Origin of the sequence: Pseudomonas fluorescens (assembly GCF_041354075.1) — a bacterium.
GTDB classification, from domain to species: Bacteria; Pseudomonadota; Gammaproteobacteria; order Pseudomonadales; family Pseudomonadaceae; genus Aquipseudomonas; species Aquipseudomonas fluorescens_CE.
Map to the genome: position 1 here is coordinate 14,041 of NZ_JARZGC010000022.1, position 24,662 is coordinate 38,702.

27 protein-coding genes are annotated in these 24,662 nt (G+C 61.0%); 10 read left to right on the plus strand and 17 right to left on the minus strand.

The window, feature by feature from the left end; all coding sequences use genetic code 11:
* Nucleotides 1-59 precede the first annotated feature (59 nt).
* Complete coding sequence (locus tag QIW53_RS22425; protein WP_371051769.1) at nt 60-1,016, plus strand: threonine dehydratase; 957 nt, start codon at nt 60-62, stop codon at nt 1,014-1,016.
* 121 nt (nt 1,017-1,137) lie between these two features.
* Here QIW53_RS22425 and QIW53_RS22430 read toward each other — a convergent pair whose 3' ends face one another.
* The 5 genes from QIW53_RS22430 to QIW53_RS22450 form a co-directional block, all read right to left on the minus strand.
* Nucleotides 1,138-1,473 carry a hypothetical protein gene (locus QIW53_RS22430; RefSeq protein WP_371051770.1) on the minus strand — a complete coding sequence of 112 codons (336 nt, stop codon included), beginning with the start codon at nt 1,471-1,473 and terminating at the stop codon, nt 1,138-1,140.
* Between the two features lie 16 nt (nt 1,474-1,489).
* Nucleotides 1,490-2,047: an SCO family protein gene (locus QIW53_RS22435; RefSeq protein ID WP_371051771.1), complete on the minus strand. Its 558-nt coding sequence runs from the start codon at nt 2,045-2,047 to the stop codon at nt 1,490-1,492.
* 3 nt (nt 2,048-2,050) lie between these two features.
* A complete protein-coding gene (locus tag QIW53_RS22440) occupies nt 2,051-3,187 on the minus strand; it encodes a hypothetical protein (protein ID WP_371051772.1) in 1,137 nt (378 codons plus the stop codon).
* A 13-nt stretch (nt 3,188-3,200) separates the two neighbouring features.
* Nucleotides 3,201-4,736, minus strand: coding sequence for a multicopper oxidase family protein (locus tag QIW53_RS22445; protein ID WP_371051773.1), 1,536 nt, complete (start codon nt 4,734-4,736; stop codon nt 3,201-3,203).
* 89 nt (nt 4,737-4,825) lie between these two features.
* Nucleotides 4,826-5,062, minus strand: a complete 237-nt coding sequence (locus tag QIW53_RS22450; protein ID WP_371051774.1) for a hypothetical protein — start codon at nt 5,060-5,062, stop codon at nt 4,826-4,828.
* Nucleotides 5,063-5,128: 66 nt separating this feature from the next.
* Here QIW53_RS22450 and QIW53_RS22455 point away from each other — a divergent pair, with 66 nt between their 5' ends.
* Nucleotides 5,129-5,518, plus strand: coding sequence for a hypothetical protein (locus tag QIW53_RS22455; protein WP_371051775.1), 390 nt, complete (start codon nt 5,129-5,131; stop codon nt 5,516-5,518).
* Here QIW53_RS22455 and QIW53_RS22460 read toward each other — a convergent pair.
* From QIW53_RS22460 to QIW53_RS22470, 3 genes are all read right to left on the minus strand, one after another.
* On the minus strand, nt 5,515-5,970 hold the full coding sequence (locus QIW53_RS22460) for a glycine zipper 2TM domain-containing protein (protein ID WP_371051776.1): 456 nt from the start codon (nt 5,968-5,970) through the stop codon (nt 5,515-5,517). The two genes, QIW53_RS22455 and QIW53_RS22460, sit on opposite strands and share 4 nt — an antisense overlap.
* Before the next feature lie 250 nt (nt 5,971-6,220).
* Nucleotides 6,221-7,219, minus strand: a complete 999-nt coding sequence (locus QIW53_RS22465; protein WP_371051777.1) for an NADP-dependent oxidoreductase — start codon at nt 7,217-7,219, stop codon at nt 6,221-6,223.
* Nucleotides 7,220-7,375: 156 nt separating this feature from the next.
* On the minus strand, nt 7,376-8,164 hold the full coding sequence (locus tag QIW53_RS22470; protein WP_371051778.1) for an SDR family NAD(P)-dependent oxidoreductase: 789 nt from the start codon (nt 8,162-8,164) through the stop codon (nt 7,376-7,378).
* Nucleotides 8,165-8,371: 207 nt separating this feature from the next.
* Here QIW53_RS22470 and QIW53_RS22475 point away from each other — a divergent pair, with 207 nt between their 5' ends.
* Both QIW53_RS22475 and QIW53_RS22480 read left to right on the plus strand, forming a co-directional pair.
* Nucleotides 8,372-8,959, plus strand: coding sequence for a TetR/AcrR family transcriptional regulator (locus QIW53_RS22475; protein ID WP_371051779.1), 588 nt, complete (start codon nt 8,372-8,374; stop codon nt 8,957-8,959).
* A gap of 104 nt (nt 8,960-9,063) precedes the next feature.
* Nucleotides 9,064-10,284 (plus strand): MFS transporter, encoded by a 1,221-nt coding sequence (locus tag QIW53_RS22480; RefSeq protein WP_371051780.1) that lies wholly within the window; start codon nt 9,064-9,066, stop codon nt 10,282-10,284.
* Nucleotides 10,285-10,355: 71 nt separating this feature from the next.
* On the opposite strand, the gene QIW53_RS22485 is transcribed toward QIW53_RS22480, so the two are convergent.
* From QIW53_RS22485 to msrA, 4 genes are all read right to left on the minus strand, one after another.
* Nucleotides 10,356-10,604 (minus strand): hypothetical protein, encoded by a 249-nt coding sequence (locus tag QIW53_RS22485; protein WP_192304048.1) that lies wholly within the window; start codon nt 10,602-10,604, stop codon nt 10,356-10,358.
* 151 nt (nt 10,605-10,755) lie between these two features.
* Complete coding sequence (locus QIW53_RS22490) at nt 10,756-11,739, minus strand: quinone oxidoreductase family protein (protein ID WP_371051781.1); 984 nt, start codon at nt 11,737-11,739, stop codon at nt 10,756-10,758.
* A gap of 53 nt (nt 11,740-11,792) precedes the next feature.
* Complete coding sequence (locus tag QIW53_RS22495; RefSeq protein WP_192304044.1) at nt 11,793-12,359, minus strand: TetR/AcrR family transcriptional regulator; 567 nt, start codon at nt 12,357-12,359, stop codon at nt 11,793-11,795.
* Between the two features lie 240 nt (nt 12,360-12,599).
* Entirely contained in the window at nt 12,600-13,106 is a 507-nt protein-coding gene (gene msrA, locus QIW53_RS22500) for a peptide-methionine (S)-S-oxide reductase MsrA (protein ID WP_371051782.1), read from the minus strand.
* A gap of 139 nt (nt 13,107-13,245) precedes the next feature.
* Here msrA and QIW53_RS22505 point away from each other — a divergent pair, with 139 nt between their 5' ends.
* The 3 genes from QIW53_RS22505 (at nt 13,246) to QIW53_RS22515 (ending at nt 14,944) form a co-directional block, all read left to right on the plus strand.
* Nucleotides 13,246-13,548, plus strand: coding sequence for an ArsR/SmtB family transcription factor (locus QIW53_RS22505; RefSeq protein WP_371051783.1), 303 nt, complete (start codon nt 13,246-13,248; stop codon nt 13,546-13,548).
* A gap of 63 nt (nt 13,549-13,611) precedes the next feature.
* Complete coding sequence (locus QIW53_RS22510) at nt 13,612-14,586, plus strand: zinc-dependent alcohol dehydrogenase family protein (RefSeq protein WP_371051784.1); 975 nt, start codon at nt 13,612-13,614, stop codon at nt 14,584-14,586.
* A gap of 43 nt (nt 14,587-14,629) precedes the next feature.
* Nucleotides 14,630-14,944 (plus strand): antibiotic biosynthesis monooxygenase family protein, encoded by a 315-nt coding sequence (locus QIW53_RS22515; RefSeq protein WP_371051785.1) that lies wholly within the window; start codon nt 14,630-14,632, stop codon nt 14,942-14,944.
* Nucleotides 14,945-15,002: 58 nt separating this feature from the next.
* On the opposite strand, the gene QIW53_RS22520 is transcribed toward QIW53_RS22515, so the two are convergent.
* The 3 genes from QIW53_RS22520 to QIW53_RS22530 are packed head-to-tail and all read right to left on the minus strand — an operon-like array spanning nt 15,003 to nt 19,637.
* Nucleotides 15,003-16,589 (minus strand): aldehyde dehydrogenase (NADP(+)), encoded by a 1,587-nt coding sequence (locus QIW53_RS22520; protein ID WP_371051786.1) that lies wholly within the window; start codon nt 16,587-16,589, stop codon nt 15,003-15,005.
* A gap of 17 nt (nt 16,590-16,606) precedes the next feature.
* Nucleotides 16,607-17,824, minus strand: coding sequence for a fumarylacetoacetate hydrolase family protein (locus tag QIW53_RS22525; RefSeq protein WP_192304032.1), 1,218 nt, complete (start codon nt 17,822-17,824; stop codon nt 16,607-16,609).
* A gap of 28 nt (nt 17,825-17,852) precedes the next feature.
* Nucleotides 17,853-19,637: an IlvD/Edd family dehydratase gene (locus tag QIW53_RS22530; protein WP_371051787.1), complete on the minus strand. Its 1,785-nt coding sequence runs from the start codon at nt 19,635-19,637 to the stop codon at nt 17,853-17,855.
* 246 nt (nt 19,638-19,883) lie between these two features.
* Here QIW53_RS22530 and QIW53_RS22535 point away from each other — a divergent pair, with 246 nt between their 5' ends.
* Complete coding sequence (locus QIW53_RS22535; RefSeq protein WP_371051788.1) at nt 19,884-20,921, plus strand: LacI family DNA-binding transcriptional regulator; 1,038 nt, start codon at nt 19,884-19,886, stop codon at nt 20,919-20,921.
* Nucleotides 20,922-21,106: 185 nt separating this feature from the next.
* Nucleotides 21,107-22,459, plus strand: coding sequence for an MFS transporter (locus QIW53_RS22540; RefSeq protein ID WP_201190560.1), 1,353 nt, complete (start codon nt 21,107-21,109; stop codon nt 22,457-22,459).
* 96 nt (nt 22,460-22,555) lie between these two features.
* On the opposite strand, the gene QIW53_RS22545 is transcribed toward QIW53_RS22540, so the two are convergent.
* Nucleotides 22,556-22,945: an AraC family transcriptional regulator gene (locus QIW53_RS22545; protein WP_371051789.1), complete on the minus strand. Its 390-nt coding sequence runs from the start codon at nt 22,943-22,945 to the stop codon at nt 22,556-22,558.
* 227 nt (nt 22,946-23,172) lie between these two features.
* Between QIW53_RS22545 and QIW53_RS22550 the strand changes: the two genes are divergently transcribed.
* Nucleotides 23,173-23,634 (plus strand): Rid family hydrolase, encoded by a 462-nt coding sequence (locus tag QIW53_RS22550; RefSeq protein WP_371051790.1) that lies wholly within the window; start codon nt 23,173-23,175, stop codon nt 23,632-23,634.
* A gap of 20 nt (nt 23,635-23,654) precedes the next feature.
* Here the strand turns inward: QIW53_RS22550 and QIW53_RS22555 are convergent, their stop codons facing one another.
* Entirely contained in the window at nt 23,655-24,590 is a 936-nt protein-coding gene (locus tag QIW53_RS22555) for a LysR family transcriptional regulator (RefSeq protein WP_371051841.1), read from the minus strand.
* Between the last annotated feature and the right edge of the window lie 72 nt (nt 24,591-24,662).

A 24,662-nucleotide genomic window follows, 5' to 3' on the forward strand; every position in this document is an offset into this window, starting at 1 on the left:
TTGAAAGCCGTCGAATGGCGTCCGAGCCTAGACTGAACGAAATTCTTCGGAGGCTGCTCATGTCCACACTGACACGCGACGATATCGAACAGGCGGCCCGCCACGTCTACCAGGTCATGCCTGCCACTGCCCAGTACGCCTGGCCGTTGCTGGCCGAGCGTCTGGGCTGCACGGTGTGGATCAAGCATGAAAACCACACCCCGACCGGCGCCTTCAAGGTGCGCGGCGGCATTACCTTCATGCACTGGCTCAAACGCACGCATCCCGAGGTGAAGGGCATTGTGTCCGCGACCCGGGGCAACCATGGCCAGAGCCTGGCGCTGGCCGCCAGTGCCGCGGGCTTGCGCGCCTTGATCGTCGTGCCCCAGGGCAACTCGGTGGAAAAGAACAACGCCATGCGCGGTTTCGGCGGTGAGGTCGTCGAGTTCGGCCGTGATTTCGACGAAGCCCGTGAGGAGGCCGCACGCCTGGCGCAGGCGCAGGGTCTGTACCTGGTGCCGCCGTTCCACCGCGAGCTGGTCAAGGGCGTGGCTACCTATGCGCTGGAGCTGTTCACCGCTGTGCCGGACCTGGACACCGTCTACGTGCCGATTGGTTGCGGCTCGGGGATCTGCGCGGTGCTCGCCGCCCGCGATGCATTGGGCCTGGACACCCGAGTGGTGGGCGTGGTGTCCACCGAAGCGGCGGCGGCCAAGTTGTCGTTCGAGTCAGGGAAGCTGTGTGAAACCGCCTCGGCCAACACCTTCGCCGACGGTCTGGCGGTGCGCAAACCGATTCCCGAGGCTTTCGATATCTACGGCGCCGCCGCGTCGCGCATGGTGGCCGTCGACGATGACCAGATTGCCGAGGCCATGCGCGTGTATTACACCGACACCCACAACCTCGCCGAAGGCGCCGGCGCGGCGGCGTTGGCCGCGCTGATGCAGGAGCGTGACGCGATGGCGGGGAAAAAGGTCGGGGTGATTCTGTCCGGGGGCAATGTGGACAGGTCGGTCTACGCCAACATCATCGCCTGACGTGTTCTATGTTGGAGCGAGCTTGCTCGCGATGGAGGTCAACGATGACGCTGGCTGTCTGAATGTCTACGGTGCGGCGGCATCCTTCGCGAGCATGCTCGCTCCTACAGGAAGGCTGCGGTTATGTGAAGGTAATCGCCCACGTAATAAACCCAGCAATCCCCGTGGTGCAGGTCAGGGCGATCAGGAAAAGGCCGTCGATCAGCTTTTCCATGAAGTGATTGCGCTGGAACTGCCGGGTGCGCAGCGACCAGTAGGACAGCAGGGTGGTGATCAGATAGAGGATGGCGTTGATTGCCAACAGGTCGTCACCGATCGAGTCGGCACTCTTCAGGGTGCCGACCACCTGAAAAATCCCGATCACCGTAATGCACACACCGACCATCGCCGCCGAGGCGGTGAACACATGAACGCAGATGTCTTCGTTCAAGGTGACGGGCGTTTTGTTGTCGCTCATGTCGTTTTCCACTGGCTCAGGCCGGTGCGTCAGCCAACGCCGCGACGACCTGTTTCTCGATCTCCTTTTCGTCCATCCCTCGCCCGAAATGCTTGAGGTAGCGTCCCTGGCTGTCGATCAGGAACAGAAGGGTCGAGTGGTCCATCATGTACTGGTCCGGTCGATCGCCGGACGGCACCTTCTTGTAATACACGTGATAGGCGTCGGTGATGCGCACGATGTCCTGCGTCGATCCCGTCAGGCCGACGAAATCACTGGCGAAGTAGTTCACGTACGTCTTGAGTTTCTTCGGTGTGTCCCGTTCCGGATCGATGGTGACGAAGACCGGCCGGACGCTGATGCCCTGTTGTTTCAACTGGCGGCTGATGCGCGCCATTTTCGCAAGGTCGGTCGGGCAGATGGCCGGGCAGGTCATGAAGCCGAAGTACAGCAAGGCCGGCTCGCCGAAACTGCGTTCGGTGACGCGCTGGCCATTCTGGTCGGTCAGTTGAAACGGTCCGCCGACATCGGTGCGGATCGCTGCGGTGGTATGGGCGGCCAAGCCCGCCAGCAGGAGCGCCATCAACCACTTCATCGCTCAATACCCTCCGGAATAGGTCAGTGCCAGGCCCACCAGTTCAGACATCTGCCCGTCCTCCTTCTGTGTGCCGGCGGACAGGCCAAGTTTGAGCTGGCCGGTGATGTTGTAGGTCAGGCTCAACTCGTTGAGGTAGTCCTGATGATCGGCGCTACCGCTGGACTGGCGATGCTTGTCGGTGCGGGTCGCGCCCAGGCTCCAGTCGCCGAAATCGAAGGTCAGCGAGGTGGTCAGGTAGCGCGTGTCATTGCCCTTGATGCCGTCTTCGTTATCGACGTCGGCGAACTCGATGAAGGGCACGATATCGAAGTAGCGGCCGGCCAGGGTCGGTTCGAGGTCGGTGCTCGGTTCGTAGGCCCAGATGTAGCGCGCCGAGGCGATCTTGATGGTCTCATCGTCCTCGCCCGGAGGATTGGCTTGCGTCTCGTCCTCGGCCTGCTTGTTGGACATGAAGCCGGCCTGCAGTTCCAGATAGGGCACCGCCGGAATCGCCAGCCAGTTCACCGTCACCGCGTAGGAGTCGAGCTTGCCGGTGTTGGACGGGCCGCCATCGCTGCGGCGCAGCTTTTCGCCATGGCGCAGGTAGGGGCGGCCGAGGAAGGAATTGTCGGCCGTGTAGAGGCTGAGATTGGGTTCGATCATCCCCCATTGCTGGTCGAAAAAACGGTACGCCACGGTGCCGCCGAGCATGCCGTCCAGGTCATAGGTGGCGACGAAGTCTTCGGTGTAGAGCCCAGGCGCCTGATCCTGGGCGCGCCCGAACGGTACGTGATACTTGCCGACACTGAACGCCGAGTTGGCGTTGTTCTGGTAATAGTTGAGGTCGTTGATCACCAGCCCCACGTCCTCGAAAAAACGCTTCTGCCCGGGTTCGGGCCCGTCGATGGGGTTGATCTCGGTGGAGAATTGAATCTGCTGGTCGTGGCTGAAGCGGTAGTAGAAGGTGGCGTTGATGTCGGGGTAGGCGTCGGTGCTGTTGCGATTGCCGCCCTGGGGCGAGTCGGCATGCACGTGGTCATATTGAAACGTCGCGTCGTAGTCCATGCCGACGTTGGGGTATTGCCCGTCATCGGCCAGCGGCGATTCCAGTGCGTACACCGACCCCATCAACAACACAGCCAAGCGATAGTTATACATGGCGTGCCCCCGTTTACTTGATCAGTGGGCTGGACGCTTTCGGGTCCTGTCCGGTGTTGCGCAGGTAAGAGCACAACTGGTTGTTTTCCCCGTACAGCCCGCCCAGGGGTTCGAGCTTGACCGCCTGCTCGTAGTCTTCTGGCTTGACCACCTGAATGGCCTGCATCATGCCGCCGTCCTCGTGTTCGAGGATGTGGCAGTGGTAGACGAACTTGCCGAGGATCACCGGGTCGCGAAACGGAATGCGCACCGTGATCGAACCTGTGGCCGGGATGAACACGTTGTCGCGATAGCCGCTGAATGCCACGCGCTTGCCGTTGATCTCGGTGACCTGGAAATCCACCTGGTGGATGTGGAACTGGTGCAGTTCCTGGGACGGATTGAACAGCCGCCACTCTTCGACATCGCCCAGTTTGACCGTGGTGTTGACCCGGTCCAGTTCAAAGCGGGTGCCGTTGATCAGGAACGCGTTGGGGTCGGTGTCCGAGTCCTGGAAGGCGAACTGGCGGGTCTTGTTCACCGCTATCTTGCTGAAGTCCTCGGCGACGGGGTAAGCGCTGGTGATCTGCCGGGTGGCCACCTGTGCGCCGCTGGAGCGCAGCACCGCCAGTTTCGCCGCCGGGTACTGATCACCCGCCGGCCCGGTGTTGCCGGCACCCGCTTCGATTTCATAGGTGCCGGCGGGCGGCCCGACCACCAGCACACTGAAGCGTGCCGACGGACCGATCAGCACCTGGTCGGTGTCGACCCGCCGGGTAACGGTGTTGCCGTCGCGGGACAACACCTGCATCGAGTGGCCGTCCTTGATGCGAATCCGGAAGTACTGGTTGGCGGCAATGTTGATGAAGTGCCAGAGCTGGGTTTCCCCGGGCTTGATGTCGATGATCGGCACTTGCTGGCCATTGATCGTGCGAATTGACGGCGCGCTGGTGATGATCTCGCTGGCGACCTTGCCGGTCAGGGTTTTCTGGAAGTTGCGCAGTACCAGCACCTGCTCCTTGATGCCCTTGAGTTCGGGAAACGGATCGAGCATGCCGTCGACCAGGATCGGTCCGGCAATCCCCGCCGACACCTGACGCTGCGAACCCCCGTGGAAATGGCTGTGATACCAGTAGGCGCCGGGGCTGTGTTCAGGCGGCAGCTTGACGTTGTACTCGCCCACCTGATGGGGCTGGGTCATGCGAAAGATATTGTCGCCCTGATCGAGGGGCGACACCTGCATGCCGTGGAAATGCAGGTTGGTGATCTCGTCCATGCGATTGTCCAGACGGATCGCCATGGTGCCGCCCGGACGCGTGCGAATCAGCGGCGAATCATAATCGCCGTTGAACACCAGTGACACGTAGCGCTCATTGCCCACGTTCACCTGCTGTTCGGCAGCGGTGAGGGTGGCATGGGTCACACCGCTGGCGTCGTAGGTGAATTCGGGGTTCTGGCGCAGCGGCTGGGAGGCGGGTTCATTGGCGGGCTGGGTGGCACAACCGCTCAAGGCAAGCACAACGACGCTCGCGCAGCGTGCAAGGAAGCGGACGCTTGAGGCTCTGGGCATGATCGCAACCTTTGGTGGCAGGGCTGGGTATGACAGCTGTCATTCAATACATCCGCACGGCAGGTTCCAGATGCATCAACGGCGGCACATCAAAGGTGTTTCTTCTCTTCCTTATCCAGGTGGCGATCTTCTTTATGCCGCTCTTTGTCCAGTTTCTTGGCCTCTTCATCGATGTCTTTGCCGTCGCGCTCGACATCTTTATCCACGTCCCGAACGCCATCCCTGACGTCTTTGGCAATATCGCCTTCGGCATGGACGATAGTCGCAGGGGCAATCAAGCCTGCGGTTAACAGCGATGCAATGCACAGTACTTTCAGAGTTCGCATTGGATAACTCCCTTAATGGCCAACGCCCAGACGACTGAAAAATAAAAATAGTCAGCGTTTTTGCAAATGAGTCGAATTTCAGACAAGCGGCAGAAGGAATTCGTTAATCCGCGCAAGAGGCTGAAAGTTGACCGATTTACTTGGGTTTTTGTTTTCCGGGCTTTATTTCGTCTGGCAATAGCTGCAAGTGCGATAAAGCAGTTTTATTTGAAATCCGATGTCGTTTTAATTGGCGGTCGTAACGCAGAAGTCAAGCTCATCATCAACTGTTTCATTAATGAAGAGAGGGTCGGACATGGTCAAGAAATGGATGCTGGGTGGCGACTGGTGGGGGAGGCCCAGCGTGACAATGACTCACGCCTTGGCGGCCACGCGGCCCGGGCAAAGGATCTGCTCAGCCAGGCCAACGACGAGCTGCGCCTGGCGGCTGACACGGCGAACGAAAACGAGCGTTAACCCTGCGGCACCACTTTGGCTTCGCTGCCCGATCCTTCGACATACACGTTCATCCCTTTGGTCAGCGAAGGATTGACGGGTTGGGTCACCGAGACCAATACACCACTGTTCGTACGGACGATGATCTGCTGTGCGTCCCTGGGTTGATCGTATTGTTTCTTCTCCGCGTAGTTACCGCCCACCGCACCCGCCAGAGCACCGGCCACCATCGCAACATCCCGGCCGGTGCCACGGCCGATCAAACTTCCAATGCCTAAACCACCCACACCGCCCAGTATCGCGCCAATACCGCTATCGTGATTGGTCTGCATCTGGGTCTGGGTGATTTGTTCAATCTTCCCGGATCGAATCTCCATCTCGCCGGCTCCACCGCTGCCGGCATCGAAGGGTACACAGGCGCCAAGCAACAGACTTGTAAACATTATCGGGAGCCAGCAAGCGATGGTTTTCATAATTGAACTCCAATAGTGGAAGTGGGGGCAGGCAAGGCACCCATTCACGTTAGACGAAAATTATGCAGTCATGAGGAAACTTGGCGACGACCAACTCATGTTGTTAGTTGGCTTGCTATATAAAGCAACTTTGTGGGAGTGAGCCTGCTCGCGAAAAACGCTCAGGCAACACGGGCGCTCCTGCGGTTCAGGTGCCGGCGTCTGTCGATCGGCCGCCTTTACGTTATCGACTGACATGTTCACAGGGCGCTTACTTGATTGTGATGGACACTTTGCCTTTTGATCTGCCCTGTTCGACATACCTCAACGCATCGGCTGCCGATTCAACCGGGAAGGTACGGTCGATGACCGGTTTGATGGCGCCTGCGTCGATGAGCGCGGTGATTTCCTGCAACTGTGCGCCATTGGCGCGCATGAACAAAAAGGTGTAGCGGACACCGCGCTTGCGTGCCTTGCTTCGAATCCGGCGGCTGAGCAGGCGCATGACGGCTCGCAGCCACCAGGGCAAGCCCTGTTCCTGGGCGAATTGCGCGGTCGGCGGGCCGGAAATGGAAATGAGCTGACCGCCAGGCTTGAGCACTTCGATCGACTTCTCCAGGACATCGTTGCCGAGGCTGTTCAACACCACGTCATAATCATGCAGCTCATGCTCGAAATGCTGCTGTGTGTAATCGATGACCACATCCGCGCCGAGTGTTTTCATCCACTGGACATTCGCCGTGCTGGTGGTGGTCGCCACATAGGCGCCGAGGTGTTTGGCAAGCTGGACGGCCAGCGTCCCGACGCCGCCGGAGCCGGCGTGAATCAACACCTTCTGGCCTTTTTTCAGCCGAGCGGTCTCAACCAGCACTTGCCAGGCCGTCAGGGCGGCCAAAGGGATGCAGGCGGCTTCGGCCATGTCCAGACGGGTGGGTTTGAGCGCGAGCGCGTTTTCGTTGACGGCGATCAGTTCGGCAAAGGTCCCGATACGGTCCTCGGGAGGGCGCGCATAGACTTCGTCGCCGGGCTTGAATCGTTTCACCGCCGAGCCCGTGCGCACCACGACGCCCGCCAGGTCATTGCCCAGAACCAAGGGGAACGAGTAGGGCAGGATCAGTTTGAACTCACCCGTTCTGATCTTCGAATCCAACGGGTTCACACTGGTGGCGTGCACCTGGACCAGGACGTCATGCACACCGACCGCCGGGTCAGGCACTTCGCCAATCGTCCCGTTCTGTTTGCCGTAGTGGTCGATAAAAAATGCCTTCATGGTTCGGGTGCTCGAGTCAGTGGGAATGAAAAAAACGGGGCAGGCCCCCGACAGCGCAGTGCTGTCGAGGCGCCAAGGCTGCCAAGCGTCGAGAAATGCCTGCGTCTTGGCGGCAACCTCCGCGTCGGCATCGTTACTGCGTGCGGAGTGAAAACGTCACGCCTTGGTCTGGTAGCGTTGCGCAACAACGGACTGCTTGAGCTCCGACAGCAGACCCTGACGCGCGGTTTGCAGGACGTCCCAGCGTTCGGCTTCCTGCAGGGGCGGAATGGACACCGGCTCGCGACGGTCGAAGCCCACCAGGGCGGCATCGACCAGATCCCCCACTTCCATGATCTCGTTCAGGGTATTGATGTCGATACCGGCACGGTCCCAGATTTCCGTGCGGGTGGCTGCGGGCAGCACGGCCTGCACATAAACGCCCTGGGGTGAAAGCTCCAGGCTGAGGCCTTGGGAAAGGAACAGCACGAACGCCTTGGTCGCGCCGTAGACCGACATGCCGAACTCCGGCGCCAGGCCGACGACCGAGCCGATGTTGATAATGGCGCCGTTGCCCGCTTTGGCCAGGCGTGGAGCGACAGCACTGGCCAGGCGGACCAGCGCCGTTGTGTTGAGGGCGACCAGGTGCGCGACGCTGTCGGTGCTTTGTTCGATGAACGTGCCCGACTGCGCGGCGCCCGCGTTATTGACCAGGATGCCGATGCTGGCGTCGTCACGCAGGCGCGCTTCGACCTTCACCAGGTCGCTGAGTTGGGTCAAGTCCGCTTGAAGCACATCGATAGCGACGCTGTGTTCGCTGCGCAACTTCGTGGCCAGTGTCTGCAGGCGAACATGGTCGCGCGCCACCAGGACCAGATCGTGCCCGCGTTGGGCGAAACGCTCGGCATATACCGCGCCGATGCCGGTGGAAGCGCCAGTGATGAGAACGGTAGGACGGTTGTTCATGGGGTTATCTCTTGCTCGGGAACAGTGATAGGGGTTGAGCGCGAAAACGCGGCGCTTGATCGGTCATACCGGGTGAGAAGCGGTGTTGGGAGTCAGGCCGCTTGTCATTAGGATGATGATCGAAATCTAAACTGTCAACGAATATGATTATGATCGACATCTATGTATCATTGACCCAGGATTTTGAGCACACACGAGGTGATGCACGTGAGAGTCAGCAAAGCTCAGGCCCAGGCCAATCGGGAACACATCGTCGAAACGGCCTCAGCGGTGTTTCGCGAGCAAGGTTTTGACGGCATAGGCGTGGCGGATCTTATGGCGGCGGCGGGATTCACCCATGGAGGTTTCTACAAGCACTTCGGTTCGAAGGCTGACTTGATGGTCGAGGCGTGTGCCGGCAGCCTTTCCCGGTCGCTGGCCGGTGCCGAAGTGATTGATGTCCAGGCGTTCATCGACGCCTACGTGTCGAGGGATCACCGCGACGGCCGTGGCAGCGGCTGCACGATGGCGGCCTTGTGCGGCGACGCGGCGCGCCAGTCCGATCACCTGAAGGCGACGTTCGCCGAAGGCATAGAGCGCACGTTACAAACGCTGGGGGACAAGTACCCGTCGGGACTCGATGCGCCGCCGGGAGAGGGTAGAAAGAAGATGATAGAAATACTGGCCCAGGCTGTCGGTGCGATCATGTTGTCGCGGGCGTGTCCGGATGATTCTGCGCTGGCCGATGAAATACTTGAGGTCTGCCATGCTCGAATGACGGCATCATTGCCTGCCCGGCCCCCGGTTGAATCGTAGAAGGGCCGCAGGGATGCCTCGCAACGCCTGATAACCAGGGTGCGTCATTCCTGAAATTGACCCGATTGCATTCGACGCGACCCGCTTATCGACAGGAAGTCACCATGCGCAAGGATTACCTGGCTTTTTTCATTTCGCTGTTTCTGTCCAGGCTGGCCGATCAGATCCTGCTGTTCATTGTGCCGCTGGTGGTGTTTCAGACCACCAGCAGTGCCTCCTGGGCCGGGCTGGCATTTTTCGTCGAATCGTTGCCGCGCTTTCTCGCATTTCCGGTGTGCGGGGCCTTGTGCGACAAGTTCTCGCCCATACGGATTCTGCACATCAGCCAGGTTTACCGGGCACTTCTCTGTGGGCTGGCGGTGGCGCTGTATGTACTCTTCGGCGGTATCGCCTGGCTGGTGGCGCTCTCGGCGTTGTGCGGGGTGCTGACCACCCAGGGCATCATGGCCCGGGAAGTGCTGATGCCGCACATCTTCCAGCACTACAGCTACACCAGGACCTTGTCGTACTCACAGATCGCCGACCAGACCGGGTTGGTCCTCGGGCCACTGGCGGCGGCACTCCTGCTGGAGGTCTGGGCCTGGCATTGGGTGGTGCTGTGGATCGCGGGGCTGTTTCTGCTCGCGGACCTGGCCATGCGGGTGTGGCAACGCTTCAGTCGTATCACCCTGGAGGTGTTCGAGCAGCATCGGGACATCTGGTTGCAGCCCCTGCGCATTGCCTTCGGGCATATCCGTGAACAACCGGAACTGAAAAAGATCATCATTCTGGCCGTGGGCGTCAACCTGATCGTCGGGGTCACCCTGGCCACCTCCGCGGCGATGGTGATCGGTCAGTTCAGCGCCTCCAAGGACGTCTACGCCGGGCTGCAGGCCGCCGGTGCGGTGATCACCATCATGATTTTGTTCTTCCTCGCCCGGGTGGTGCTGCCCCTGCGGGTACTGGGTGGCGTCGCCTATCCGATGATCGCCGCCGGCGCGTTCATCTGTGCGCTGGGCTCAAGCCTGGGCACCTATGTAGCGGGTTTCCTGCTGATCGTCGGCTTCGACAAGATGTTCAACGTCTACATGCGCAGCATCCGCCAGCGGGTGATCGCGCCCCGGGATTTTGGCAAGACCGTTGGCGTGATCACCTTGCTCAACAACCTGTCGCAACCCCTGGCCGGTTTGCTGGTGGCGCTGCTGGCCGCACCGCTGGGGGCGCAACGGGTGATTCTGCTCCTAGCCGTGCTGACCACGGTGCTGGGGGTGGTGGCCGTGTGCTGGTTCGGCAAGGCAGCTAAATGGCGGCCTTGGAAAAACACCAGACTTCGAAACGTCCGCTGAACGAGTCAGCCAATTTGCTGCATCGACCGCATGATGCTGCCAGGGCGTAAAGCCCTGGCAGACAGCAGAGGTCACTTTTTCTTTTTCGCCGGCTTGTCTGCTTTTTCTGATTTCTTGGCCTTTTCTGGCTTGCTATCAGCTTTTTTTGCAGACTTCTTGGGTTCGGCATCTTTCTTCTTGTCTTTCTTTTCGGAAGATTTGGAAAGAGCCGATGCCGCGGCTGCTTTCTTGGTCGGTGATGATTTTTTGTCTTTCAATTCCTTGCTGGCTTTTGAAGACTCGCCTTTGCTTTTCTTCTCGTCTTTAGCCACGTTGACCACCTCTCGGAGTGTGCCGGTATTGACACAGTGCCTGTGGGATTATCCACACGCTGATCTTTAGGCGAGCGCGTTCCGAAGCGGTTCAAATATTTTGAGGGGCCGAGATGGCGTCTGGGGGGGTTACCAATGGAAATACCTCGATAGCCCGTACTCAGTCGTCCAGCCGCGACGGAATCAACAGCAATTTGCCTGTCGTGTTTCTGCTTTCCATATCGGCGTGAGCGTTTGCCGCTTGCGCCAAGGGATACTCTGCGCCGATCCGGACATTGAGTTGGCCGGTCGAAATCAGCTCGAAGAGTCTGGCTGCTCGGGACCGCAGCAGTTGCGGAGTCCGAACATGGTGCATGAAGGCCGCGTAACCGATCTTGATACTCTTGGGCAGGCTCATGATGTCCAACGGTGCCGGCGCGCCCAGTACCGGGCCGTACCAGCAGAACGTGCCTGATATCCGCAACGAATCGAGCGAACCTTGAAAGGTCTTCGGGCCGGAGCCGTCATAGACCACATGGACGCCTTCGCCGTCGGTAAGGCGCAGCACCTCTTCAGCGAAGTTCCCTTGCGAATCCACGATCACATGGTCCGCTCCCGCTTGCCTGGCAACCGCGATCTTGTCAGCGGAAGAGACGCGTCCAATGACCTGTCCTCCCCTGAGTTTGATCATCTGCGTCAGCAGCAGCCCCAGGCCGCCCGCCGCGGCGTGAACCAACGCAATGTCACCGGGTTGAACAGGGTAGAAGTCGGTCGCGAAGTGGCTGGCCGTCAGTCCTTGCATCATTACGGCAGCGGCGGTGCGGTCATCGATGTCGTCGGGCACCGGCACCAGAGCGGATGCGCTGATGACGATCTGCTCGGCATAGCTGCCGGGGGCGTACACCCAGGCGACGCGTCGTCCGGGCGAGAGGCCCTCGACCCCTTCACCCACTGCGAGTACCCGGCCGGCGCCTTCCACCCCGAGGAGCCTGGGGCAGGGCATGTAGTGCCAGAGAGTGCCCTGCCTGGCACCGATGTCCATGAAGTTGACGCCTGCGGCGGCCACCGCAACGAGTGCCTGGCCCTCACCTGGTACGGGTGTTGGAAGGTCAACGTATTTGATGACTTCGCAGCCACCCGGTTGGGTCATGACAATGGCTTTCATGTTTTGAACCTCGTTATTGAACGATCATTCCAGAATCAGGCAAAAAAAGGGGCTCATTTCAGAGCCTTGATAGCGAGGCGAGCCAAGGCGCGCAATTCGGCCGGTTCCGCGCCGCCCCGCGCCGCAAGGCGAATCGCGGCCACGTTGGCCAATACAAACGCGACGGCATGATCCGGATCGAGGTCGGCCGCCAGATCGCCGGCCTCTTTCGCTTCGCCGATGCAATTCAACAATGCCGTACGCAACGCCCGGCCAGCAGCTTTGCGGATCTTGATCAGTTCTTCCTGCTGATCGCCGAACTCGTTGATGGAACTGACGCCCAGACACGGTCGCCGGGCTTGTTCCACCACACGTTCGAGCATCCGCTCCAGACCTTCGAGAGCGCTGGGGCTGCCTTCAAGCCTGGCGACATGCTCAGCCGTTTCAGCGGCGCCATATTTTTCCAGGGCCGAGCAGTACAACGGCCACTTTCCACCAAATGTGTCGTAGAGGCTTTGTTTGCCGATGCGCATGGCGGTGGTCAGCATTTGTGCCGAGGTACCGGCGAAACCATGCTCGCGAAATACTTCGACCGCTGCGTCGAGGGCTACATCAATGTCGAATTCTTTAGGTCTGGCCATTTGCGGATCATAAAAATATTGGAATGATCGGTCAATAATCAGATCGAGTTTTCTTTTCAGGCTTCACACAGGCTTGAAGCTGCCACGCATATCGTTCAGCGCAAAGACCACGGCTGTCGGTTTCTCAGCCCCGCCGACAGCAAAGGCCGAGAAAGGGGAAAAGCAGCCTGCCAATAGGCTGCTTTCGGGCACAAGCACTCACCTCAACGCCGCACCCGCGTGAAGCGGGGCGCCCGAGACTCAGGCGCGCTTGGGCAGTTTCCAGTTCGGGCGGATGAAGTGGCAGGTGTAGCCATTCGGGATGCGCTCCAGGTAATCCTGGTGCTCCGGCTCCGCTTCCCAGAACGGCCCGGCCGGTTCGATCTCGGTGACCACGCGGCCTGGCCACAGCTTGGACGCATCGACGTCGGCAGCGGTGTCCTCGGCGATATCACGTTGCGCCTCGCTCAGGTAATAGATCGCCGAACGATAGCTCGGGCCCAGATCGTTGCCCTGGCGGTTGGGCGTGCTCGGGTCGTGGATCTGGAAGAAGAACTCGAGGATCTGCCGGTAGCTGATCACGGCAGGGTCGAAGACGATCTCGATCGCTTCGGCGTGGTTGCCATGGTTGCGATACGTGGCGTTGGGTACATCGCCGCCGGTGTAGCCGACTCGCGTGTGCAGCACGCCGGGATAACGCCGCAGCAGATCCTGCATGCCCCAGAAGCAGCCGCCGGCGAGAAGGGCGGTTTCGGTTTGAGCGGTCATGAGCTGTCGTTCCTCTTGGGGACGGTGGGTGTGTTCATCGTTATGAGGGCGCGCGGGTCAATTCCAAGTTTTCCGGCAAACAGAATTTGAATGGCGACGTTCGTATTGACATATCTAAAAATCTCGATATCCTCGGCGTATGGAATTACTCGAAATCTTCAAAGCCCTCTCGAATCCGACACGCCTTCAAATCCTGAAAGGCCTGAAGGATCCCGTAAAGAATTTCCCTCCACAGGATGAAGGTGACGTTCTCACGGTGGGCGTCTGCGTCAGCAGTATCCAGGAGGGTATCGGGCTCTCGCAGTCCACGGTGTCAGGTTATCTGGCAACACTGCAACGGGTAGGCCTGGTCGAAGTCAGGCGCATCGGTCAGTGGACCTACTACAAGCGCAACGAAGCAACCATCAGTGCACTGGCCGAGATCATAGGGAAAGATCTGTAAATTTTTTGCCCCAGGATATCGAAATATCTCGATATCCCTTTTTATCGATACGAGGATTTTGCAATGAAAGCGATGATGCTCAACTCATTTGGTGGCCCGGAATCTTTCGAGCTTTGCGAGGTGCCCAAGCCAGTGGCGGGTGCCGGACAAGTCCTGGTGCGGGTCCATGCGACCTCCATCAACCCCCTGGATTATCAGGTACGACGCGGCGACTACGCGGACCTGGTGCCGCTGCCGGCCATCACCGGCCATGACGTATCGGGTGTGGTCGAAGCCGTCGGGCCGGGTGTGAAGAGCTTCGTCCCGGGGGATGAAGTCTGGTACACGCCGCAAATCTTCGACGGGCCAGGCAGCTATGCCGAGTACCACGTGGCAGACGAGAGCATCATCGGCCGCAAGCCGCCGTCACTCAGCCACCTGGAGGCGGCAAGTCTGACCCTGGTGGGCGGGACGGTGTGGGAAGCCCTGACCGTGCGTGCCGCGCTCAAAGTGGGGGAAAGCATCCTCATCCACGGCGGCGCGGGAGGCGTCGGTCATGTCGCGATCCAGTTGGCAAAAGCCATCGGGGCGCGGGTGTTCACGACCGTGCGCGAAGCGAACGCCGAGTTCGCACGCAGCCTGGGTGCCGATGTGCTCATCGACTACGAACAGGAGGATTACGTTGACGCCATCCTGCGCGAAACCGGCGGCCGAGGCGTGGATGTGGTGTTCGACACCATCGGCGGCGACACCTTGTCGCGCAGCCCCGACGTGCTGGCTCAACTGGGCCGCGTGGTCTCGATCGTGGACATTGCCAAGCCGCAGAACCTGGTTCAGGCCTGGGGCAAGAACGCGAGTTATCACTTCGTGTTTACTCGGCAGAACCGCGGCAAGCTGGATGAACTGAGCGCGTTGGTCGAGCGTGGTCAACTGCGGCCCCACGTCGGCGCGGTCTATTCGCTGGCCGACCTGGCGCTCGCCCACGCTCGGTTGGAGAGCCCCAACAACGGCCTTCAGGGAAAAATCGCGATTGCAGTCGAGCCGTCGCTCATCCCGTAAGCGCGGGCTTTCAACCGTTCAAGTCCTGTCAGAGGAAAACGCCATGATTTATGAAATTGCGCTGCTGCCGGTACACAAGGAGCGCGTCGATCAGTTCAGACGCGCCTTCGCCGAGGTCGCACCGTTACTCACTCGCGCAAAGGGCTACGGCGGTCATATGCTCGCGCAAGGGATTGAAAACCCCCAGCTGTTCAACCTGATCGTGCGCTGGGCCTCACTGGAGGATCACACGCCGGGCTTCGAAGAGAGTGAAGACCACCGGCAGTTCATGATGGGCCTGGAGAACTATTTCTCGGAGGAACCGCAGGTCTATCACATCGAAGGGGATGTTTTTCCGGCTGGCGAGTTTCAAGGCTGAAATCAAAACGGGCGCCTTGGCGCCCGTTGTCATTCACGTCTTCGTCTGGCCCGTCGCCTCATTCACTCAGGCTTTCGTGGGTACTGACGCCGTCTACCAGGCGCAGAATCCCCAGAGGATTGGCGTTTTTCAAGGCGTCCGGGAGCAAGCGGTCAGGGTAGTTCTGGAAGCAGATCGGCCGCAGGAAACGGTTGATCGACAGCGTTCCCACCGACGAGCCTCGGGCATCCGAGGTGGCCGGGTAGGGCCCGCCATGAACCATCGCATCGCACACCTCGACACCGGTCGGGTAGCCGTTGATCAACAGGCGACCGGCCTTCAGTTCCAGCACGGGAATCAATTCGGCAAAGGCGTCCAGGTCCGCAGGCTCGGCAATCAAGGTTGCCGTCAGTTGCCCCTGCAAACCGTGCAGCGCTTGCTGCAGGTGCTGCCGATCATCGACCGCCACCACGACCACCACCGGGCCAAACACTTCATGCTGCAGCAACTCGTCACGGTCGATCAGCAGTTGGGCATCCGCTTCGAACAACTGCGGACAAGACTGACCTCCGACTTGCGGTTGTCCCGCCCGATGATGGATTTGCGGATGATGATGCAAGTGCGCCAGACCGTCAGCGTAATTGCACAGGCCGCCGGCGTTGAGCATGGTGTGGGTCGGCTGCGCGTTGATCTGCCGGGCGAGCTCATCGACGAACGCGTCGAACTCGGGTGAGCGTATGCCGATCACCATGCCCGGTTTGGTACAGAACTGTCCGGCCCCTTGAACCACCGAGGCGCAGAGCTCGGCCGCCACCTTTGCACCCCGGTTTTTCAGGGCCTGGGGCAGTACCAGCAGCGGATTGACACTCGACATTTCGGCGAACACCGGAATCGGTTCGGGTCGTGCCGCCGCCATGTCGCACAGTGCCCGGCCTCCCTTGAGCGACCCGGTGAAGCCTACCGCCTTGATCGCCGGATGCTGCACCAGCCAGGCGCCGACCGTACCGCCGTAAATCATGTTGAAGACACCGGCCGGCATGTCCGTCTGTTCGGCGGCGCGGATGATTGCCAGGGCGACCCACTCGGCCGTGGCCATGTGGCCGGGGTGGGCCTTGAAGACCACGGGGCAACCCGCCGCCAGCGCGGCGGCGGTATCGCCGCCGGCGGTGGAGAAGGCCAGGGGGAAATTGCTGGCGCCGAATACGGCGACCGGGCCGATCCCGATGTGGTACTGGCGCAGATCGGGGCGGGGCAGGGGTTGGCGATCGGGCAGGGCACGGTCGATGCGTGCACCGTAGAAATCACCCCGTCGCAGCACCTTGGCAAACAGGCGCATCTGACCACTGGTGCGGGCGCGCTCCCCTTGAATGCGCCCGGCCGGCAAAGCCGTTTCGCGGCAGACCGTCGCAATGAATTCGTCACCCAGGGCGTCGAGCTCATCGGCGATCGCATCGAGAAAGGCCGCGCGTCGACTGGCCGGCAAGGCACGGTAAGCCGGGTAAGCCGTTGCCGCCGCCTGGGCGGCAGCGTCCACTTCCTCTTGCGTGGCTTCACTGAAGAAACCCGGCAGTTCCTGACCCGTGTTGGCGTCGAAACTGTGCAGGCGCGACTGTCCCTTGGCGCTGCGCGCGCCATTGATGAAGTTGTGTCCGGTGTAGGCGTTCATGGGCATTCTCGTCTTGACTAGCGGGGCTTGATCGCGGCAGCCACCAGGCCACGGCCGTGCAGGTTGTCGAGCAGGGCGCGATAACCCATCTGCCAGGCCGGCGCGCGGTCACTGGTGGTTACCCGGTTGACCAGCGTGCCGAGCTTGGCGCTGCTGATGGCGACCAGGTCACCCTCTTTATGGGTAAAGCCTCCACCGGGCAGATCGCGGTCCTGCTTGGGGGCAAACAGGGTGCCGAGGAACAGCACGAAGCCATCCGGGTATTGATGGTTCTCGTTGAGTGTTTGCGCCACCAGGTCCAGCGGGTCGCGGCTGATCTGGTTCATGGAGCTGCTGCCGTCCATGATGAACCCTTCCTTGCCCACCACACGCAGTGCGACCTCCGCCGAGCGCACGTCCTCGATTCCGAAGGTTTCATCGAACAGCCGGATAAAGGGGCCAAGTGCGGTCGACGCGTTGTTGTCCTTGGCCTTGGACAGCAACAACGCGCTGCGCCCCTCGAAATCGCGCAGGTTGACGTCATTGCCCAGCGTCGCCCCCTGAACCTGGCCACGGCTGTTCACCGCCAGCACCACTTCCGGCTCGGGGTTGTTCCAGCTGGACTTCGGATGAATACCGATGTCCGCTCCGTAGCCCATCGCGGACAACGGCTGGGCCTTGGTGAATATCTCGGCATCCGGGCCGATGCCCACTTCGAGGTACTGCGACCACATGCCCTGGCTGATCAGCACTTCCTTGAGCGCGGCAGCCTGGGAGGATCCCGGCACGATGTCGCCGAGGTCAGCGCCGATACTCTCGGTCAGGGTGGCACGAATGCTGTCGGCCTTGGCCGGGTCGCCCTTGGCCTGCTCTTCGACCACGCGCTCGAGCATGCTGGTGGCGAAAGTCACCCCGGCGGCTTTCACCGCTTGCAGGTCGATCGGCGCCAACAGCCACGGCCGTGTGTCGTCGCGAACGGCCGCATCGCTGTTGATCAGCAGGTCGTCAAAACCGATCAACGGCGCCTGCAACGGCAAGCTGCGCAGGTAAGCCACCGGATCATCCAGTTCGAGCAGTGCCGAAACGGTCGCCACCCGGGCACTGATGTCATGGACTTGCCCGTCCTTGAGCAGGACGACGGCGGGCCCTGCATGGGCACCGGGAATCCAGGCGCGACTGATCCAGGTGCCTTGAGCGAGGTCTTGAGCCGGCACGTTCAACGCCGACAGGGTCGATACAGCGGAAGGTTGGGACATGGACAAAAACCTTTGCAAAAGTGGCGGATCAGTGGGAGTGACGTGGATTGCCGCTGCGCGCGATGACCCGCAGGTGCAGGGTCGCGGGCTCCAGGCAGCCACCGGTCGAGAGCTGGCCAACCTGCTGCCGGTAGATTTCCTGCCACGGTGTTTGCGACGCGGGAACGGTCGGTTTGAACGCGGCCTGGCGGCGGGCCATTTCGCTTTCATCCACCAGCAGATCGACCCGGCGCGCATTCAAATCGATGCGCAGCCGGTCGTTGGTTTCCAGCAGACCGATACCGCCGCCCACCGCCGCTTCAGGAGACATGTTGAGAATCGACGGGCTGGCCGAAGTGCCGCTCTGACGCCCGTCACCCAGGCAGGGCAGGGAGTCGATGCCGCGTTTGATCAGCTCGGCAGGCGGGGCCATGTTGACCACCTCGGCGCTGCCGGGATAACCCACGGTGCCGCAGCCCCGGATGACCAGAATGCAGCGCTCGTCGATGTCCAGCGCGGGGTCGTTGATGCGCGCGTGATAATCCTCGGGTCCCTCGAACACGATGGCCCTGGCCTCGAAACTGTTTTCCGCGCCGGGTTCGGACAAATAGGTTTTACGGAAGGCCTCGCCGACCACCGACATCTTCATGATCGCGCTGTCGAAGAAATTGCCGCTCAACACGATGAACCCGGCGCGTTGAATCAACGGATCTTCGTAGGCGTGGATGACATCCGGGTCGCTGGCGGCGGCGTTGCTGACGATCTCGCCAATGGTATTGCCCGAGACGGTGGCGCAGGCTTCATGCAGCCGCCCGGCGTTCTTCAGTTCGTGCATCACAGCGGGTACGCCGCCGGCGCGGTGGAAGCCTTCGCCGAGGTATTTGCCGGCGGGCATGCAGTTGACCAGCAGGGGCACGTCTTCGCCGATGCGTTGCCAGTCTTGCAGGCTGAGGTCGATGCCGGTGTGCCGTGCGATCGCGATCAGGTGCGGCGGGCAATTGGTCGAGGCTCCCAGCGCCGAGGCCACGGCGATGGCATTCTCGAAGGCTTCGCGGGTCATGATCTGCGACGGGCGAATGTCCTGGCGGACCATGTCGACGATGCGCTTGCCCGTGGCATAGGCCATCTGCCCGCGTTCACGGTAGGCCGCCGGAATGCTCGCGCAGCCGGGCAGCGACATGCCCAGGGCCTCGGCCAGCGCGTTCATCGACAACGCGGTGCCCATGGTGTTGCAGTGCCCAATCGAAGGCGAGGCCGCCGTGGTCATTTCCATGAAACCTTCGTAGTCGATCTCACCGCTGGACAGCAGGTTGCGCGCATGCCACAGCACCGTGCCAGAGCCTATCAACTGGCCTTTGTGGTGACCGTCGAGCATCGGCCCGCCCGACAGCACAATCGCCGGTATATCCACCGTCGCCGCCGCCATGAGGCAGGCGGGCGTGGTCTTGTCGCAGCCCGTGGTCAGCACCACGCCATCGAGCGGGAAGCCATGAAGAATCTCCACCAGGCCCAGGTAAGCCAGGTTGCGGTCCAGTGCGGCAGTAGGGCGGCGGGTCTGTTCGGCCATCGGGTGCACGGGGAACTCCATCGGAATGCCCCCGGCATCGCGAATGCCCGCCTTGGTGCGCTGCGAGAGTTCGAGGTGATGGCGGTTGCACGGTGCCAGATCGCTGCCGGTTTGGGCGATGCCGATGATGGGCCGGCCCGACTGCAACTCCTCGCGCGTCATGCCGTAGTTCATGAAGCGTTCGACGTAGAGCGCAGTCATGTCGGCATGATCGGGATCGTCAAACCATTGTTGGCTGCGCAGGGGCCGAAGCGTGTTGTCAGGCATGATTTTATCTCTTGTTAGAAGCGTATCGACGGAAAGTGAATCACCCCAGCGGGTGTTCGAATGATTTGATGTTACCGGTAACATTTTCTTTTTGTAAAGCGCCAATATCGTGCTTGAAGGCGCGTGGAGCTCCCTTGCAACGAGCAGAGGTAGGCCCGTCGGCGCCCATGTATAATCAGCGCCCATCCGTGTTGGTGGCGTTGATTTCCAGGGTCCGCCGGTCATTTTCAGGAAGACAGGACGTTCATGAGTTACGAGGATTCAGGCAAAACCACCACGCCGCCGCGCATGGCCGACGTCGCCAAACTGGCCGGTGTCTCGAAGATGACGGTGTCCCGGGTCCTGGCCGGTCGCGATGTGTCGGAGCGCACGCAAAAGCTTGTCCACGAGGCGATTGAAACCCTCGGTTATCTGCCTGATGCCTCGGCGGGCACCCTGGCCACCGGGCGCTCGGAATTCATCGTGGCGCTGGTGCCGTCGTTGGCGAGCTCGAACTTTGCCGACACCGTGCGCGGTCTCAATGATGCCGTCAGCGAACACGGCCTGTGCCTGCTGTTGGGGGACACCGATTACCACCTGGAGCAGGAAGCCTTGCTGGTCCGCACGCTGTTGCGCCATCGGCCGGTGGGGGTGATGCTGACCGGCAGCGCGCACCTGGACGAAACCCGCAAACTGCTGCGCCAGGCACAAGTGCCCGTGGTCGAGACCTGGGACATTCCAGAGGACCCTATCGAGCAATCGGTGGGGTTCAGCAACGTGGCCGCCGCCGCCGCACTCTACGAACACCTGCATCGGCAAGGCTACCGGCGCATTGGCTACATCGGCGGTGCCTCGGTACTCGACCACCGTGGCCAGCAACGTCAGCAAGGCTACCTCCAGGCGGTCGCGGCATTGGGGGCAGGGGAGCCTCGGGTGATGGAGTATGGCGAGTCGCCCATCACCATGAGCCATGGTGGCGAGTCGGTGAAACGGCTGCTGGAAAAGTGGCCGGACACCGAGGCGGTCATGTGCGTCAGTGACCTGTCGGCGTTCGGCGCCATCATGGAGTGCCATCGACAGGGGCGACGCGTCCCCGATGACATCGCGATCGCCGGTTTCGGTGATTTCGAAGTCTCGCGCTATTGCACGCCGACCATCACCACCGTCTCGGTCGATCCCTATCGCATCGGCCGGCGCGCCGGTGAATTGCTGGTGGCCAGTGCCGACGCACAGCGCCTTGGACTGCCACGTCCGCGGGCGTCCGACGTCGTCGAATTCAAAATCCTGGCGCGCGAAAGCACCTGAATTTTTTTAACCGGGGCGGCTTGCTTTGCCCCGGAACTAATGGCTAAATTAAAAATGTTACCGGTAACAGGCTAACTTGCAGATTCCTTTTATCCCTGCCGATGGGCTCAGGTCACTCCAGGGAACTCAAGGTCGCAAGCCAAAACAAAAACAATCGGCATGACGACATGCCTTGAGGTCAACACATGGAATCAGTATCTCAGCGTCCTCTCGCAGGAGAGGGCTCGGCGGAGCTTACCTCCGAGGATCGTACCTACCGCAAGGTCATCCTGCGCATCCTGCCGATCCTGCTGTTCTGCTACATGGCGGCGTACCTGGATCGGGTCAACATCGGCTTTGCCAAGCTCGACATGCTCAACGACCTGCAATTCAGCAACACCGTCTACGCCCTGGGTGCGAGCATTTTCTTCTGGGGTTATTTCCTCTTCGAAGTCCCCAGCAACCTGTTCCTGCATCGCTTTGGCGCGCGGCTCTGGATCGCCCGCATCATGATCAGCTGGAGCATCGTCTCCATGGCCGTCGCGTTTACCGTGCCGCTGGCCAAGTTCTTCCACATCGAATCGGAAACCATGTTCTACGTGCTGCGCTTCCTGCTGGGGATCTGCGAAGCCGGTTTCTTCCCGGGGGTGATTCTCTACCTCAACTACTGGTTCCCGACGCACCGTCAGAGCCGGGTCATGGCGGGCTTCCTGATGGCCATGCCGATCAGCCTGACCCTGGGCGGGATTCTGTCCGGGTGGTTGATGGGGGCGATGCAGGGTGTGCACGGCATGGCCGGCTGGCAGTGGATGCTGATCATCGAAGGCATCCCGTCGCTGATCATGGCCGTCATCGTGGTGACCTTGCTGGTCGACAAGATCGACAACGCCAAGTGGCTGACGGCCGCTGAAAAGAACATGCTCAAGAACAACCTCGACCGCGATAACACTTCGAAGGCCTCCAGCCTTCGGGACGTGATTTTCAACGGGCGCGTGTGGTTGCTGGTGCTGATCCTGCTGACCTTCAACACCGGTTTCTACGGGTTGGCGTTCTGGATGCCGACCATCATCAAGGCCACGGGTATCTCCAACACCCTGCACATCGGTTTGCTGACGGCGATTCCGTACGCCACGGCCATCGTCGCCATGACCCTCAACGCCTGGCACTCCAACAAAACCGGCGAGCGCCGCTACCACGCGGCCATTCCAGCGTTCATCGGCGGGATCGGCCTGATCTGCAGCGCGATTTTCGCCCACAACCTGCCGGTGTCGATCTTCTTCCTCAGCGTGTCCGCCTCCGGCCTGCTGAGCCTGATGCCGATCTTCTGGACATTGCCGGGCACCGTGCTGTCGGGCGTGGCCGCCGCGGCGGGCATTGGCATGATCAACGCCATCGGCAACCTCTCGGGGTTCACCGGTTCCATGATCACCGCCACGGCCGAAACACTGACCGGCGACATCAACAACGGCACCTATGTGCTGGGGGCCTGCCTGCTGGTGAGCTGTGCGCTGATCCTGCTGATTCCGAAAGCGATGCTGGCCAAGGACGGCCAGGCTTGAAGGGCAATGGGTGAGGGGAGCGCCTCATCCATCACATGAAAACGGGCGCCTCGGCGCCCGTTTTTCATACCGCTGTTCTTCGGGCGATCCTCAAGCTCAGGCCACCGCCAGCCTCCTGCGTTGCCAGTTCAGCGGCGTCATCCCCTCGGCCTGGGAGAAGATCCGGCAGAAGTGCGATTGATCACAGAATCCGCATTCCAGGGCGATCTGCGTCAGCAGCATCGTCGAGGATTGCAGCAGTTGCTTGCTCCGTCTGATCCGCTGTTGACGCAGCCATTGCGTGGGCGGCACCTGCGTGCTTTGCCTGAACTTGCGGGTGAAATGACTGCGCGACAATGCGCAGGCCTCCGCAAGTCGGGTGACCGAAATACCCGTGTCCAGGTGGTCCAGCATCAATCGCTTGGCCTTTCTTTCCTGCCAGGGTTTCAGCGGGCCGGTGGCCGTGGACAGGGCATTGATGGGCGCAGCGCATGTGTCACTCTTCATCGTGATTCCCTTGTTCGACATGAAGAATTGGCGAGGTCGGCCACCACCTGCCGGGGTGTCGGCCGAGTCACAAATTAACGGATCAGCCGTTCACTATTTGGCGCATAAATGCGCCAAGACAGGCGCAAAAATGCGAGCATCGAAATCGATTCGCGCTGCTAGTCTCTGCCTCACCAACCACTTGGGCTGTCGTCAACAGGCAGTCTGACAAGCGTCAGGAGAGTGCTATGTCAGCTTCACAACCGTTCAATGAAAAGACCGCTTACTGGGGCGTGCCATGGGAGGAAAGCTATGGCTATCCGCAGGCGAGAAGGGTGGGGAACGAGATCTACATTTCCGGCCAGTTCAACCACGATGAAGACGGCAACCTGGTCGCTCCTGCGCCGCTGGATGAGAACGGCAAGCCGAGCGATTTCTCCGTGATGGGGGAACAGATGCGCGTGTCTTACGACAACATTTCAAAGTTGCTGGCGCTTTACGGGGCAACACTGCAGGACGTCGTTGAAGAGACCCTTTACGTGCTGGACATGGACGCGGCATTTGCCGTGGTCGGGCCCGTGCGCAAGGCGGCCTTCGCCAGCGAACGACCCCAATGCGCCAGCAACATCATCGGCGTGTCGAGGCTGGCGCAGCGCTCACAGCTGATTGAAATCGTCTGCAAGGCGGTCATTGGCGCGAAAGCCGACTGAGCAGGGCTCCCGGTTGCGCTTCAGGTGACCGGGAGACTCAACTGGCCTTCGACCAAGGGCTTGCGTTCGGCGACTGCGGCGGTGCAAAACCTCATGAACGCCTTGACCCGGCCCGATTTGCGAATGTCCTGATGGGTGAGCAGCCACAGCTCGTCCTGAAGCTCCGGCACAACCGGGCCGACGCGCACCAGCCCGGGCGTGATATCACCCAGCATGCAAGGCAGAAACCCGAACCCCAGGCCGGCGGCGATCGCAACGCTCGCCGCCGCGACCGAATCGGTGCGGTAGGAAATGCAGTGGGGTTCGACTCGGTTGTCGACGTAGGGCGTTGCCTTCAGACCCTCCAAGGCGGAGGAGTAGGACACCCACGGCTGGCCTTCGGCAAAAGGCTGCGCAGCGGGCGCGATCCTTGTGCTGCCGTAGGCCGCCCAGGCGATGTTCGCGAGCTTGCGTCCCACCAGGCTTTCCGAGGGTTTTCTGGTTGCCCTGATGGCGATGTCTGATTCGTCGCGGGCGAGGCTCAAGGTCTGGTTGCCCACCAGCACCTCGATGGTGATCCCTTCGTTCTGCGCCTTGAAATCCGCAATGATCGGGGTGAGGAAGTACAGCAGCAGCGAATCACTGGTGGTGATGCGCAGTTTGCCCAGCGGCCCCTGATCGGTACGCGATACACGCCGGGCAACGCTGACGATATCAAGCTCCACGCGCTCGGCCAGCGCCCGCAGCTCCGCGCCTTCAGCGGTGAGCATGTAGCCGGAGCGACGATGATCGAACAGCGTCACCCCCAGCGTCTTCTCGACCTGAGCCACCCGGCGCGAGACGGTCGACACATTGATACCGAGTTTCTTCGCGGTGTCGGCGCGGTTGCCGCAATCACTGAGCGTCTTGACGATGCGCAGATCGTCCCACGAGAGCCGGCTGACTGCGTCGCTCAGGCTGCCCTTGCTGCCACCCATCGGCGCGGGAGTTGGGGTCGCACTTTTCGGTGAGGGGCTCACGACTGGACATTCCACGATAGCGGGGGCTGT